The 14,036-nt window shown below is 43.5% G+C and carries 16 protein-coding genes; 9 read left to right on the top strand and 7 right to left on the bottom strand.

Annotated features, from left to right (window positions below):
• Positions 1-14: 14 nt before the first annotated feature.
• Positions 15-548 (top strand): nitroreductase family protein, encoded by a 534-nt coding sequence (locus OCC_RS08155; protein ID WP_004069398.1) that lies wholly within the window; start codon positions 15-17, stop codon positions 546-548.
• Position 549: 1 nt separating this feature from the next.
• Here the strand turns inward: OCC_RS08155 and OCC_RS08150 are convergent, their stop codons facing one another.
• The 5 genes from OCC_RS08150 to OCC_RS08130 all read right to left on the bottom strand — a co-directional run bounded on the left by OCC_RS08150 (position 550) and on the right by OCC_RS08130 (position 6,976).
• Positions 550-2,163 (bottom strand): prenyltransferase/squalene oxidase repeat-containing protein, encoded by a 1,614-nt coding sequence (locus OCC_RS08150; RefSeq protein ID WP_004069394.1) that lies wholly within the window; start codon positions 2,161-2,163, stop codon positions 550-552.
• 87 nt (positions 2,164-2,250) lie between these two features.
• Entirely contained in the window at positions 2,251-3,156 is a 906-nt protein-coding gene (locus OCC_RS08145; RefSeq protein ID WP_004069392.1) for an asparagine synthetase A, read from the bottom strand.
• Positions 3,157-3,373: 217 nt separating this feature from the next.
• Positions 3,374-5,572, bottom strand: coding sequence for an elongation factor EF-2 (locus OCC_RS08140; protein WP_004069390.1), 2,199 nt, complete (start codon positions 5,570-5,572; stop codon positions 3,374-3,376).
• Between the two features lie 72 nt (positions 5,573-5,644).
• The gene (uppS, locus tag OCC_RS08135; protein WP_004069387.1) at positions 5,645-6,445 is read right to left on the bottom strand and encodes a polyprenyl diphosphate synthase; all 801 of its coding nucleotides are present in this window, start codon (positions 6,443-6,445) and stop codon (positions 5,645-5,647) included.
• Positions 6,446-6,451: 6 nt separating this feature from the next.
• Positions 6,452-6,976 carry a gamma carbonic anhydrase family protein gene (locus tag OCC_RS08130; protein WP_004069386.1) on the bottom strand — a complete coding sequence of 175 codons (525 nt, stop codon included), beginning with the start codon at positions 6,974-6,976 and terminating at the stop codon, positions 6,452-6,454.
• Between the two features lie 74 nt (positions 6,977-7,050).
• On the opposite strand from OCC_RS08130, the gene hjc reads away from it, so the two are divergent.
• The 8 genes from hjc to cyaB all read left to right on the top strand — a co-directional run bounded on the left by hjc (position 7,051) and on the right by cyaB (position 11,666).
• Positions 7,051-7,326, top strand: a complete 276-nt coding sequence (gene hjc, locus OCC_RS08125) for a Holliday junction resolvase Hjc (RefSeq protein ID WP_020953761.1) — start codon at positions 7,051-7,053, stop codon at positions 7,324-7,326.
• A gap of 122 nt (positions 7,327-7,448) precedes the next feature.
• Entirely contained in the window at positions 7,449-8,717 is a 1,269-nt protein-coding gene (locus OCC_RS08120) for a CARDB domain-containing protein (RefSeq protein WP_020953759.1), read from the top strand.
• 101 nt (positions 8,718-8,818) lie between these two features.
• Positions 8,819-8,989 (top strand): hypothetical protein, encoded by a 171-nt coding sequence (locus OCC_RS12880; protein ID WP_020953758.1) that lies wholly within the window; start codon positions 8,819-8,821, stop codon positions 8,987-8,989.
• Positions 8,990-9,065: 76 nt separating this feature from the next.
• Positions 9,066-10,103 carry a lysyl aminopeptidase gene (locus OCC_RS08115; protein WP_004068515.1) on the top strand — a complete coding sequence of 346 codons (1,038 nt, stop codon included), beginning with the start codon at positions 9,066-9,068 and terminating at the stop codon, positions 10,101-10,103.
• 45 nt (positions 10,104-10,148) lie between these two features.
• Positions 10,149-10,568 carry a type VII toxin-antitoxin system HepT family RNase toxin gene (gene hepT / locus OCC_RS08110; RefSeq protein WP_004068514.1) on the top strand — a complete coding sequence of 140 codons (420 nt, stop codon included), beginning with the start codon at positions 10,149-10,151 and terminating at the stop codon, positions 10,566-10,568.
• On the top strand, positions 10,565-10,936 hold the full coding sequence (locus OCC_RS08105) for a zinc metalloprotease (RefSeq protein WP_004068513.1): 372 nt from the start codon (positions 10,565-10,567) through the stop codon (positions 10,934-10,936). The genes hepT and OCC_RS08105 overlap by 4 nt, the downstream gene beginning before the upstream one ends.
• Before the next feature lie 23 nt (positions 10,937-10,959).
• Positions 10,960-11,118: a zinc metalloprotease gene (locus OCC_RS13110; protein ID WP_338010715.1), complete on the top strand. Its 159-nt coding sequence runs from the start codon at positions 10,960-10,962 to the stop codon at positions 11,116-11,118.
• Entirely contained in the window at positions 11,115-11,666 is a 552-nt protein-coding gene (gene cyaB, locus OCC_RS08100) for a class IV adenylate cyclase (RefSeq protein ID WP_004068511.1), read from the top strand. The genes OCC_RS13110 and cyaB overlap by 4 nt, the downstream gene beginning before the upstream one ends.
• Here the strand turns inward: cyaB and OCC_RS08095 are convergent.
• Together OCC_RS08095 and OCC_RS08090 are read right to left on the bottom strand one after the other, a co-directional pair.
• Positions 11,644-12,483 (bottom strand): ATP-binding cassette domain-containing protein, encoded by an 840-nt coding sequence (locus OCC_RS08095; protein ID WP_004068509.1) that lies wholly within the window; start codon positions 12,481-12,483, stop codon positions 11,644-11,646. The two genes, cyaB and OCC_RS08095, sit on opposite strands and share 23 nt — an antisense overlap.
• A gap of 3 nt (positions 12,484-12,486) precedes the next feature.
• Entirely contained in the window at positions 12,487-13,971 is a 1,485-nt protein-coding gene (locus OCC_RS08090; protein ID WP_004068507.1) for a TrkH family potassium uptake protein, read from the bottom strand.
• Positions 13,972-14,036: the final 65 nt, after the last annotated feature.

The raw sequence follows: 14,036 nt of genomic DNA, 5'->3' as shown, positions 1-14,036 counted from the left end.
TTTGAGGTGAGCTTATGGAGTTCTTTGAGGTTGTTAAAAAGAGGAGAAGCATTAGGAGATACCAGAAGAAAAAGGTTCCAAAGGAATGTGTAGAGAAGATTCTTGAGGCGGCATTTTATTCCCCAAGCTCAAGGAACAGAAGGCCATGGCACTTTGTAGTTGTTGACGAGGAAGGGCTTATCAAAAAGCTAGCTCAAACAAGACCAGCGTTGGAGTTTTTGGAAACAGCACCTTTAGCAATAGTTGTATGCGGAGATGAGGAAATAAGCTCCGCTTGGGTGTTTGATGCATCTATAGCGGCAGAACACATACAGCTGGCTGCCACGGCATTAGGATTAGGTGCATGTTGGGGACATGTACTCGACAGAATGCACAACGAAGAGAGGAGTGCAGAGGATTACGTGAGAGAACTCCTGGGAATTACAGACCATATAAGGATTTTATGCGTCATCGGGATAGGGTATCCTGCTGAAGAAAAATCCAAGCACAGTGAAAAAGAAGTAATGTGGGAGAGGGTTCACTGGAATGGGTTTGGACACAACCTTTAGATCATTCCTTCCTCTTAAGGTACCATGCCATAAGTAAAATAGCGATGATGCCCGCAAAAGCCCCTATTACTTTCCTTTGCAAAGCTTCTTCCTCCTGAATTTTAAAGCTTCCACTTTGGAGGTCCATTAAAAAGAGCAGCATTGCGTAATCTTCAGAGCACCCTCTCTTGCCGTAGTCTCCAGCAAGTTCACTTTCACATCTAAGCGAATTATATTCCTCCAGAAATCTTCCTATATCTTCATTATTCCTGCCTGATAAGTAGTACCAAAGAAGGGCCATCGCAGAGGGCCTTATAGAATCACTCCACCAGTCATAGCGTGGGTGAATCTCAAACTCATAGCAGCCCTTACCACATTTCTCTATCTCAGCGCAATAAAATTTTATGTAACTAGCATTTGAGAGTTTCTTGAGAAGAAATACGTCAACTTCTGGTTCCCAGCTTATTTCTTCTGGAATAGTGAAATTAAGACGTCCACTTACTGTGAAATTCTCGTCAAATGCCTCAAACTCCCAGCTCTTGCTTAAGAGGTAGTAGAATGTTCCGTTCTCCCCAATTTTGGTGAGATTGGTTCCGTTAAATGTCACGTCAATACGGTACTTTTCCTTCGAATCCCAAAAGAGATTTGCTGAAACATAAAGGGCATAGTAATCGTCAAAAGAAAGTTTTGTGCTGTTTAAGATTGAGACCACAAAATCGACGGCATTCTGGTTGAGCTCTAAGCCTTCCTCTTTAATAAGCACTAGAGGAATGATCAAACTCTCAAGGGGTTCTCTATGAGAGACGTGGACAGTGGGGAAGCCGAGCTGGTAAAATGGGAAGTTGTAATTCCATTTAGGAGTTTCATTGTCGATGAAGAATGGGAGATATTCTTCGTTCATCAAATTTTTGGGTTCGAGATTTGAGTTCAGCCACTCTAGAGGCTTTGAAACATCGTATCCTAATCTGTGCAAAAGTGCAATGGCATATGCGGTGGAAACTAAGCTTGGCGTTTCTTTAAATCCCCATATCGCCTCTGCCTCTTTACAACTTGAACGTCCAACCTTGGAGGAGGAGATAGTATAAACATAAGTCCAGTATGTGCCATTTTTCATTGTTTTCAAGAGATATTGCACTCCTTTCTTTACTGCGGGAGAATCTTCAGGCTCACCAGCGTCTAGGAGTGCGTATAAAACCAAGGCTGTTGAAGCAGCTCTAGAGCAGGTTGTTATATAACTATACTCTGGACACTTCTTAAATGAAAAGCCATAAAGACAGGAGGGAAAGCCCTCGAACTCTTTAGGTCTCTCTGCATAATAATAAGCATCACAAAATGGAACACCAGAAACATCAAAGGTTACAATAGGTGGAAATGAGCCATCATCACTCTGAAGAGACTTTAACCATTCTGAGTACTCCTCGATGGTTTTCTCTTCCTTAACGCCTGACCTTGCAATGGCTATTATCCCAAGAGAGCGGACATATATTTTGTAGCTCAGTTCGGCATTTTCAATGGATTTGTCCTCGATAATTTTCTCAATGATATCTTTCTTAGCTTCATCAATGGGAATTGCTTCGGTCTGAGGAGTCAAGATAAGCAAGGTTATCAATATGAACAAAAGCTTTTTTATGTTCATGTGTTTGTTTTTTGATCCAGGTTATTTTAAAATTTTGTATTGCCAAAAATAATAAAGTATTTGAGAGCTTGAGCAAAAAGAAGTTTATCAGATAACAGCAGGAATCCCAGGAACTCTTGGGAAGGGTTGCACCTCAGCTATGTGCTTTGCGCCCACTATATACCTAACAAGCCTCTCCAATCCGATGCCGGCTCCAGCAGAGGGCTTAAGTTTTCCAGCTTTTGCAACCTCGAGGTAAGGCCTAAAGGCTTCTAAGCTTAACCCGCTTTCCTTAAGCTTTCTAACTATCACATCATACTGCCACTCCCTTTCTCCACCGCTAGAAACCTCCCCGTAACCTTCGGGCAAGATCAAATCGTAGTTTCTAAAGTGCCCCGGTCTCTCCGGATCTTCCCTGTCGTAGAATTCCCTCGAAATGTCCGTTATCCAGAAAGGCTCACTCATTACCTCACTTGCCTTCTCATCATCCCCAAACTCTTCTCTTATTTCGGCCATTGTGAAGCGCTTAAACGGTGACTTAACCTTGGGCAGTTCTCTCCCTTCAAGTTCATCCCATTTCCTCGCTTCCTTAAAGAGCCCAACCATGAGCTCCTCAATCAACCCCATGACGTCGTCCATAGTGGCATAGGCTATCTCAAAGTCAAGCTGGGTAAATTCATATGCATGCCTTCCATCGTCTCTATCTCTCTCTTCAAGCCTGATGTTTGGTGAAAGAACAAATATCTTTTCCAATCCCATCGCTATGGCAAACTGCTTATGCAGAATCATGCTGTGCATCAGCTTTAGTCTTGTCCCATAAGCTTCAATTTCTGGGGCTCTCATTTTACTCGCTGCTGGATCTGGCCACAGGGGATCGGTTATCGAGCTAAGCATAACTGGCAAGAGCCACTTAAAGCCCTTCTTCACAAAGAAGTCTGTCATATAATCTATAACTTTCGTCTGTACTCTTATCACCTTTTCAATATCCCTGCTTACAAGTTGAACTGCGTTCATGAGCATCACCAGTATGACAAATTCCCGAAGTCCTATATGTACTTTGTGCAAAAAACTTTGAAAAATTGGTAAATTTGCAAAGAAATAGGGCTACTATCTTAGATTTTATCCAATAGGTTTATAAAAAACATTGACACAATTCTCCCAAACCTCAACTATGAACTTTCAATCTCAACAACAAAAGTCACAAGAAGAGAAGATAAGAAAGGAAAAGACTTCACTGCTGTGGACAGACGTCCTTCTCTGTCGGTGGGTTTGGATCAAGGCCTTTTCTCTGTCTTATCTGTCTTATGATGTTTATTGCAAGTTCATTTGGAACCCTCTTGAAGCCAGCGTGCTCTGTGCTCCACAACGCTCTACCGCTTGTTGCACCCCTAATTGCCCCGGCGAATCCGAACATCTCTGCCACTGGAGCCTCGGCAATGATAATCATCACTTCACCTTCTTGCCTCATGTCGACAAGCTGTCCTCTTCTCTGGTTAAGCTCTCTGCTGACTGCACCCATGTATTCGTATGGAACGTTAATAATAACCTTCTGGTATGGCTCGTAAAGCACTGGGTTCGCCTTCATCATTGCACAGTGGATAGCGGTTCTAATTGCTGGGTAAATCTGGGCTGGACCTCTGTGGACGTTGTCCTCGTGAATCTTTGCATCCACGAGTCTAACTATTACCTTCATTACAGGCTCTCTGGCAAGTGGTCCCTCGTCCATTGCCTGGTGGAAACCATCTACAAGGAGATCCATAACTTCGTTGAGGTACTGGATACCCTTGGTGTTGTCAAGGAACATGTTTCCGTTGTAGATGTCCACAATGCCTCTTGCAATGTCGTAATCCATTCCAAGCTCTGCGAGCTTCTTTGCAACAGCCTTTGGATCCTTTGGTCTTCCTTCCGGTATTTCGCCTTCTCTAATTGCTTGGTAGATCTCATCTGGCATTGGCTCAACAACAATGTAGAACCTGTTGTGCTTGTTTGGTGACTTTCCTTCGACTATTGGGCTTTGCTTTGTAATGCTTTCTCTGTAAACGACGATTGGCTCTGAAACATCGACATCAACGCCCCATTGCTCCTTAAGGTGCACGAGCTTGACCTCAAGGTGGAGCTCACCCATACCACTGAGGAGGTGCTGACCGGTCTCCTCGTCAATCTTGACGTGGAGTGTTGGATCCTCCTTGGCGAGCTGTCTGAGAGCTTCGATAAGCCTTGGTAAGTCTTTAACGTTCTTGGCCTCAATAGCCACTGTAACGACGGGCTCACTTGTGTAGTGAAGTGCCTCGAATGGTTCAATTTGCTCCTCGCTAACTGTCTCACCGGCCATTGCATCTCTCAAACCTGTCACAGCAACTATGTTACCTGCTGGGACGGCCTCCATATTAATTCTCTCTGGTCCCATATAGATACCAACTTGCTGGATTCTCGCTTTCCTCTTTGCGGTGATGAGATAAACCTCTTGACCCGTCTTTACGGTACCGCTCCATACTCTACCGGTTGCAACTTCACCGGCGTGCTTGTCAATAATGATCTTTGTAACAACCATGGCCATCTTTCCATTTGGATCACAGTTAAGCATCGCCTGACCAATCTCGCTCTCGATGTCTCCTCTCCAAAGGTGCGGAATTCTGTACTTCTGTGCTTGTAGTGGATTTGGAAGGTGTCTGACTACCATGTCCAAAACAACCACGTGGAGTGGAGCCTTCTTTCTAAGGGTCTTAAGGTCACCAGCGTTTGTTAAGTCAATAATGTCCTTGAATGAGACACCGGTACTCTTCATGTAGGGGACGCTGAGTGCCCAGTTGTAGTAAGCTGAACCAAAAGCAACGCTACCATCCTCAACTTTAACAAGCCACTTGTCCTTAAACTCTGGAGGAGCGTACCTCCTGATCAAGCGGTTTACGTCGGTAATTACTTTAACGAACCTCTCCTGCATCTGCTGTGGTGTAAGCTTGAGCTCCTTAATGAGTCTGTCAACCTTGTTTATGAAGAGAACCGGCTTAACGTACTCTCTCAAAGCCTGCCTAAGAACAGTCTCTGTCTGTGGCATGACACCTTCAACAGCGTCAACTACAATGATTGCTCCATCTATGGCTCTCATTGCTCTTGTAACGTCACCACCAAAGTCAACGTGACCTGGAGTGTCAATGAGGTTGATGAGGTACTTTTGTCCTCCATACTCGTGAATCATTGAAACGTTAGCGGCGTTAATTGTAATACCTCTTGCCTGCTCCTGCTCATCAAAATCAAGCACGAGCTGCTTTCCTGCGAGCTCTTCGCTAATCATTCCCGCTCCAGCTAACAGGTTGTCACTCAATGTAGTCTTACCGTGGTCAATGTGAGCGGCAATACCCATATTTCTAATTCTCTCTGGTTGAGTCATCAATTGCTTAATTTCCTTAATCATCTCTTCCCTTTTTCCCATATCGCACCACCTAAAATATTGATCGTCAGTTCATCATTCACTTCAAAAGTCCAGTTATAAATCTTTCCATAACTATTTCCCGAACCTTCTGTGGCGTTTTTGATATTCTCTTATTATCCTCAAAAAGTCAATCTTCCTGAATTCAGGAAAATACACATCAACGAAGAAAAGCTCGCTATAGGCAATCTGATAAAGAAGGAAATTGCTTATCCTTATCTCTCCTCCAGTTCTTATGACTATATCCGGGTCGGACATGTTGGGTACATAAAGATACCTCTTCAAGAGCTCCTCGTTTATTTCATTTTTGCTCACCTTTCCAGCTTGAACGTCTTCGACAATTCTCTTTACGGCATCAACAATCTCGCTCCTCCCTCCGTAGGCAACGGCAATGTTTAGAGTGTAGCTATTGTATTTCCTCGTCGCTTTCTCAGCCTCCTCCGCCGCTTCCCTCACGTTCCTTGGCAACAGCTCTTTCCTGCCTAAGACATTGACCCTTATTCCATACTTGTGGACTCTTTCATCATGTACAAGTTCCTTGAACTTCTTTTCGAAGAGATCCATGAGCATCTTCACTTCTTCCTTGCTTCTCCTGAAGTTCTCAGTTGAGAAAGCGTAAACAGTCAGCGTCCTTATTCCCAGCTCCCTGCACCATTCAAGAATTTCTTCCAGCTTTCTGGAACCAAAAAAGTGACCGTACCAAGGAGGCTTGTCCAAAAGTCTTGCCCACCTTCTATTGCCATCCATTATGATTGCCACGTGCTTGGGTATCTTTTCAGGCTGAGACTTAACTTTTTCAAAGAGGTAAGACTCATACAAGTCATAAGCGGGTTTGAATAAAACATGAGGAATTTTGGAAACAATCCTGTAGAGCATCTTCCTTCACTCAATCTTCTTTCTCTTTGCCATGTGCATTTCGGCAAGCTCAATATAAATCTCAGCATTCTTCTTTGTCATCTCTATTTCCTCTTCACTGAGCTGCCTCACAACTTTGCCCGGAACACCTACGACAAGGCTGTAGTCCGGGATTTCCTTTCCTGGAGGCACTAGGGCGCCGGCACCTATGATGACGTGGTTTCCAATCTTTGCACCATCCAACACCACAGCACCCATTCCGACGATAACGTAATTTCCAATCTTTGCCCCGTGAACAACTGCGTTGTGCCCTATTGTAACGTACTCCCCTATTATTGTGGGCATTCCATGGGAAGTGTGGATGCTAACGTTGTCCTGAATGTTGGAGCCCTTCCCCACGTAGATCTGCTCTATGTCTCCCCTCAGAACTGCCGAAGGCCAAACACTTGTCTTTTCCTCCAGCACAACGTCTCCGATTATGTATGCGTTTTCGTCAACAAAAGCTGTCTCGTGGATTTTGGGTTTCTTTCCATTTAGCTCGTAAATCACCATGACCATCACCGCTAATGGCTGGGTAAAACAACTTATAAACTTTAACGCCATAAAAGATATGTGGGGGAACGCTAATGAGATACAGAAAAGGTGCCAGTGCCGAGAGAGAGCTCATAAAGATGCTTGAAAAAGAAGGATTTGCCGTTGTTAGGTCAGCAGGAAGCAAAAAAGTCGATATTGTTGCGGGAAATGGTAAACTCTACCTCTGCATTGAAGTTAAGACCACAAAAAAAGATAAACTCTACTTGAGCGAGGAAGACGTTGAGAAGGTAAAAAGTTTTGCCAGCAGATTTGGGGGAAAGGGAATAGTTGCTATCAAATTCATAAACAATGGCTGGTATTTTTTTTGATGCTGAAAAGCTAAAAAAGAGCGGAAAAAATTATAGAATAACCCTTCAAACGGCAAAGCACAAAGCCAAAACCTTTGATGAAGTAGTTGGTAAGCAAAAATCTTTAATTGAGGTGATTGAAGGTGGATAAAAGGGCAATTGTTTTGATAACAATTCTATTTTTGCTCCCTATCTCGGGGGTAAGTGCCCAGCCTTCTCTGTTACTTGAAGTCACTCAAAAAAGCTTTGAAGCAAAGCCCGGTGAAACAATCTCAGTTCCCATTACACTGAGCAATATTGGAAACGAAACGGCAGAGAACATAACCATCTACATCTCGGGGCCACTCGTCGAGGGTCTTCTCTACAGCCAAGACGTCATAAAAAAGCTGGAACCTGGAGAAAAAGTAGAGAAAACTCTACCCATATATATTGAAAACCCCAAAGCAGGGGTTTATGACCTCAAAGTGGTTGCAAGGGTAGGAGCGGTGCTTATTGAAGTTCCAATATCCCTAAGAATCCTAACAAAAGTGAGCTATTCAATTGATATCGATGTGAAGGACAGGTATCTCTTTGGGGAAGACGTTGCAGTAACGCTGAAGGTTTCCTCCTCATCCAACGGGATAATTTTTGGGGATGTTTCCTATGAGATTTACAGAGAAAACGTTTCAATTGCAGAGAAGTCCATCCACAACATCTTCCTTTACCCCGAATACCCAAAAAACAGGTGGGAGTACGTGATATTTCTTCCCAAGCCAGATGCGGGAAAATACACAGTTGTTATGAGAACCAGGTTTGGGGGAATCTCAAAAACAATTACAAAAAGCTTTGAGGTTTATCAAAGGAAGCTGAGATACGAAACAAAATTCGAAAAGGGCATAATATACGTGAGGGTCTTAGACGAGGGAGGAAATGGGGTGGAAGGAATACCAGTAACGATAGAGGGAACTGAGCTGAAAACTAATTCCTATGGAATAGCTTTCGTTGAGGCAAAGGAGCCCGGAACTTATCACATAACCCTCAATCTTGATGGAAAAATAGTTGAAACGTTTGTTGAAGTTAAAAAGCTCTTCATGGCGTATGAGCAGAGAAATGAAACTCTTTTAGTCTACGTTAGGGACTCGGCAGGGAAAGGAATAGGAAACGTTACCATAGAGGCCATAGGACCGATTGGAAAAACCTACAGCATAACGGATGAAAATGGGACGGCTGTGATAGACTTAAACGAGACTGGCTTCGGTAGCATCTCCCTAAAAGCCGAGAGCGATAGATATTTGGGTGCTGAGGCGATAGTAACTGTCAAGGAACCCAAAAAGCCAGAAACTGAGACCCCAACTCAAACAACTTCCACCCCAATAAACCAGACAACACCAATTCCTCCAGTGAAACCAAAAGATTATGGAAACTTACCCTAATCCTAGTTCTCTCCGCAATAATCTTTGGGAGCACCTCTTACCTAGCCCTTTTCAAGCCCCTTAAATTCGAAGAGCAGCTCGATAAATACTACTTCGTAAAGGTGAGGGCTCCAAGGCTTAGGGAGCTTCGCAACTTCAGATATGAAAAAGCAATAAACGCTGTCGATGCAAGGGCAACAAAAGGAAAGGTAGCAATAGAGGACGGTAAAGTAATATGGGAGATAGACAAACTTGAACCCGGGGAAGAGGCCTTTTTGCAGGTTATTCTCTGAATCTTCTCTTTTCTTCGGAAAAATTTTTAAGGTCCAAAGCTTCATTAAGATAAGCATCTAAATGGAGGGTGATAAAATGGTTAACTGGGAGCTTATGCAGAAGGTTATCGAAGCTCCAGGGGTTTCTGGATACGAGTTCATGGGAATCAGGGATGTTGTAATCGAAGCTCTTGAAGATTACGTCGATGAAATCAAAGTGGACAAGCTTGGAAACGTCATAGCCCACAAGAAGGGCGATAGTCCAAAGGTGATGATCGCTGCCCACATGGACAAAATAGGTCTTATGGTGAACCATATAGACGAAAAGGGCTACCTACACGTTGTTCCAGTTGGTGGGGTTGATCCAAGAACTCTTGTGGCACAAAGGGTAAGAATCTTCGGGGAAAAGGGAGAAATATACGGTGTCGTCGGACATGTTCCGCCCCACCTAACCAAGCCAGAAGAGAGAAACAAAGCTGCCGATTGGGATACAATAGTCATCGACATCGGAGCAGACTCCAAGGAAGAAGCGGAGAAAATGGGCGTAAAGGTAGGAACCATAATGGAATTTGCCCCTGCTTTCACAAGGCTTAACGAAAACCGCTTTGCAACCCCATATTTAGACGATAGAATCTGCCTATATGCAATGATAGAAGCGGCAAGAGCATTGGAAGGACATCAAGCAGACATATACTTCGTGGCAAGCGTCCAAGAAGAGGTTGGACTGAGAGGTGCTAGGGTGGCAAGCTATGCAATTGACCCAGAGATTGGAATAGCGATGGACGTTACCTTTGCCAAACAGCCAGGGGACAAAGGAAAAATAGTCCCAGAGCTCGGAAAAGGCCCCGTAATGGACGTTGGACCAAACATAAATCCAAAGATAAGGGCATTTGCTGATGAAGTTGCCAAGAAATACGAGATACCCCTCCAAGTAGAGCCAAGCCCAAGACCAACCGGAACTGATGCAAACATCATGCAGATAAACCGTGAAGGAGTAGCGACAGCAGTCCTTTCGATTCCAATAAAATATATGCACTCACAGGTAGAGCTTGCCGATGCGAGAGACGTTGATAATACCATAAAACTTGCAAAACATCTGCTGGAAGAGCTCAAACCAATGGACTTAACTCCATGAAAAACCTTATCTTTTCTTATTCCCTAATTATTCTTGGTGTTATGTGTGAAGAAAGAAGAGATTGGGTATAGAATAAAGCTCATAGAAAAGAGCATTCAGGCTATAAGAACATCGTTTCCAAAAACTCAAGAAAGATTTTCAAAGATGGGGCTTGCCAAAGATGGAATATACAAGCAGCTTGAATTTGCAATTCAAAACCTCCTCGATGCCCTCAATGAAATATCCTCCAGCTTAGAGCTTGGAGCAGTAAGTTATCGGGGAATAATTGAAAACCTGCATAAGGAGAAGATTATTGATGATGAGCTGAAGGAGAAGCTTGATTTCTTGGTTCAGCTGAGAGATGTGTTAGTTTACAACTACGATATCCTTAACGATGAGATAGCTTTTAAGAACATGGAAGAATACCTGCAGTTCCTTGAAGAGGGCTTGAAATTCTTAACTTCTTTTCTGGAGGGTGAAGGGTGAAGATAGGAATCCTCCCGTTGGTAGTGAAAGAGGTTGAAGAAGACGTTCTAAAGGGAGTTGCTGACTATATCAGAGAATTCTACTCAAAATTTGGGTTTAAAGTGGAGATTTTGCCTTTCCTAACTGCAAGCGATCTCTTCTTCTCCTACAATCCAATTAGGGAGCAATTTCTCGGAAGATTCTTTCTTGCAAAGGTTGCTGAACATAGAGGGGATTTTTCAGCAGTTTTAGGAATTACCGATGCAGACCTCTATGAGGAGGGCATGAACTTCATTTTTGGACTAGCTAATCCCTACTTGAGAGCCGCTATAATATCACTGGCAAGACTGAGGCCAGAATTTTATAATGAAAAAATGGAGAAGTTTTAAAAGAAAGGGCTATAAAGGAGGCAATGCACGAACTCGGCCATGTATTTGGGCTCGGCCATTGCGAAAACCCCAGATGCGTAATGCACTTCTCAAATTCAATAATCGACACCGATTATAAAGGAAAAGACTACTGCGAAAAATGCTTGAATAAGCTAAAAAGAAACCTGGAGGGGATAAGATGATCGAAATTGAGCTCAAAGGATATGCAGATGAGAGGGTATTCGAGAGGGTTAGGGAAACCTTTACCTTTATGAGGAAAGAAATACACGAGGACATCTACTTCAACCACCCATGCAGGGATTTTGTAGAGACGGATGAGGCACTTAGGATAAGGATAAAACGCTTTAATGGTCATTTCGAGGCATTTCTCACGTACAAAGGACCCAAGATTGATAAGCTTTCAAAAACAAGGAAGGAAATAGAGGTAAGCATTGAGGATGTTGATGCATATCTTGAACTTTTAAGGCATCTCGGCTTTAAAGAGGTTCTCACGGTAAGAAAAACCAGGGAAAAATATTACGTGGAGAAAGGCGTTACCATAACGTTAGATGATGTAGAGGGGCTTGGAAAGTTCGTCGAGATAGAAAAACTTGCAAAAGACGAAAAAGAAGTGCAAAGAGAAGTTCCACGACTCATGGAAATCCTGAAGTCCCTTGGGATTGAAAAGTTTGAAAGAAAATCCTATCTAGAGCTACTGATGGAAAAGCTCAGCTCTTCAACAGGGCTTTGAGAGCCTTTATGAGTTCTTTATCATTTAGGGCGGCTTTTTCGAGAAGTCCCTTCCTTTTTAATTCAGCCCCGATTTTTACGCTAATAGGGATTCTGATGCCGAGCTCCCTTAGATAATCCGCTTCCTCAAAAATCTCTCTCGGTTTTCCTTCCATCACTAGCTCTCCTCTATCCAAAACTATTATCCTATCGGCAAAATCAAACAGATATTCGGTATTATGCTCAACCAGAACTATTGTAATTCCCTGTTCCTTGTTTAAAAGGGTTATCAAGCTTAAAACCTGCTCCCTGCCAATGGGGTCTAGTTGAGAGGTAGGCTCATCAAGCACCAGAACCTCTGGCTTAAGGGCTAAAACACTGGCTATCGCAAGCCTCTGTTTCTGCCCACCACTTAGATTTGGGGGAAATTCTTTTTCAAGCCCTTCAAGCCCAGTAATTTTCAATGCCCAGTAGATTCTTCTCCTTATCTCCTCCACATCCAAGCCGAGGTTCTCAAGGGCAAATGCCACTTCCTCCTCGACGGTCATGTTGAAGAGCTGGGAGTCAGGATTTTGGAGAACTAATCCAACAATCTTCGAAAGTTCCGCTACGCTAGCTTCTCTAGTGTTGTACCCCTTTACAAAGACATTGCCCCTAAAATCTCCTCTTATCGAATGGGGAATTATCCCGTTAAACGTTAAGCATAGGGTGGACTTGCCGCTTCCACTCGCTCCTAAAATGCCCAAAAACTCCCCTTTCTTAACTTTAAAGCTAATGTCCTTGAGAGAATACTCCTTTGCTCCAGTATATTTAAAGCTCAAATCTTCCACTCTTATCATGCTTTACTCCCTCTCCACGATTCTAGGCACCATTAGGAGAACGCCAAATATGAACACGAGGGTTGAGAATATCTCAAGCCTTCCAATCCACATGTGAAGGATAAGGAGAACCTTAACATCCAGCGGCAATCCTGGAGATGTTATCCCCACACTTAACCCAACGTTTCCTTGAGCTGAAGCAACTTCAAAGAAAGCGTCCGCCAAGCTAGCCCCAACCCTAAGCATGACCCATACGGTTCCAATTAGCAAGAAAGCAATGTAAGTCATCGTAAATCCTAAAACCTCCTGCATATCCTCCTCCGTGAAGATATAATCACCAATTTTCCTTTTTATGACTGCCCCCTTAGGAAGGATAGCCTGCTGGATAGTCCACTTCAAGCTCTGGAACGTTAGAGTGATGCGGATGAGCTTTATACCTCCCGCTGTGCTTCCAGCACCACCACCAACTACCATCAGAAAACCAATTAGGAGCTTTGCCAGCTCTGGATATTGGGATAAATCCGAGATAGAAAAGCCAGTACATGTTATTGCAGAGACCGCATGAAACACGGCTTCCCTAAAAGATTCCCCAATTGTCAGCCCATTGTAAACCATAAGCCCATATCCAATGAGCGCTATAACTGGGGTTAAAAAGAAGAACATGTACTTAACCTGGATATCCCTAAAGAAGGGCACAAGGGACTTCTCCTTAAACATTTTATAGTGGACGGTAAAGTTTGTTGCACCCATTATCATAAGAAAAATAGTAACTGCCTCTATGCTGAGGCTGTTGAAAAACCCTATGCTCAAGTCATGGGAGCTCATACCACCGGTTCCAAGCCCGGTCATTGAGTGTATCACAGCATCGAAGAGCCCCATACCGTTTATGTAGTACAGGTAAACACCCACAACGGTCAGAACGGCATATATCCGGAAGATTATCTTTGAAGTATTTGCCAAGTTTGGGAGAATTCTCTCGCTTCTCGCTTCCGCTCTGTAAAGTCTTGCCGCAGCAACTCCTGGACGAATCAAAATGGTAAGGGCAACCAGCACTATACCAATTCCACCAAGCCACTGCATCCAAGCACGCCAGAAGAGAATTATATGGGGGTAGCTTTCGAGATTGCGCATCATGGTTAACCCGGTCCCGGTCCAAGCAGACATGCTCTCAAAATAAGAGTCAACAAAGCCCATACCTGCTATCCTCATGAAGGGAACTACACTTACAAAAGACGCAAAAAGCCATACGAAAGCGGCAGAAATCATGGCCTGCCTCAGGTTTACGTCTTCTATATGTTCGGAATGCCTAGCAAGCCATGCACCAAAAAGAATACATGCCAAGCCAGGAATAACAAAATAATAGACGTACTGCATCTCTTCCCTGTAAATCCACGTAATTAAGACTGGGATTAGATAAGCAACACCTATACCTTGAAGGAGCGCTCCTATGAGATTTCTTATGACAAAGATGTCATCGGTGATGTTGATGTACTTCCGAAGCTCTAGCATTGGGCCACCACATTGTTTAAAGAGAAAGGCGTTAAAAAATTTTCGAGAAATCAGACAACTTTTTT

It is taken from the genome of Thermococcus litoralis DSM 5473 (genome assembly GCF_000246985.2).
Taxonomy (GTDB): Archaea; Methanobacteriota_B; Thermococci; order Thermococcales; family Thermococcaceae; genus Thermococcus_A; species Thermococcus_A litoralis.
This window is presented reverse-complemented; position numbering and strand designations above follow the sequence as displayed.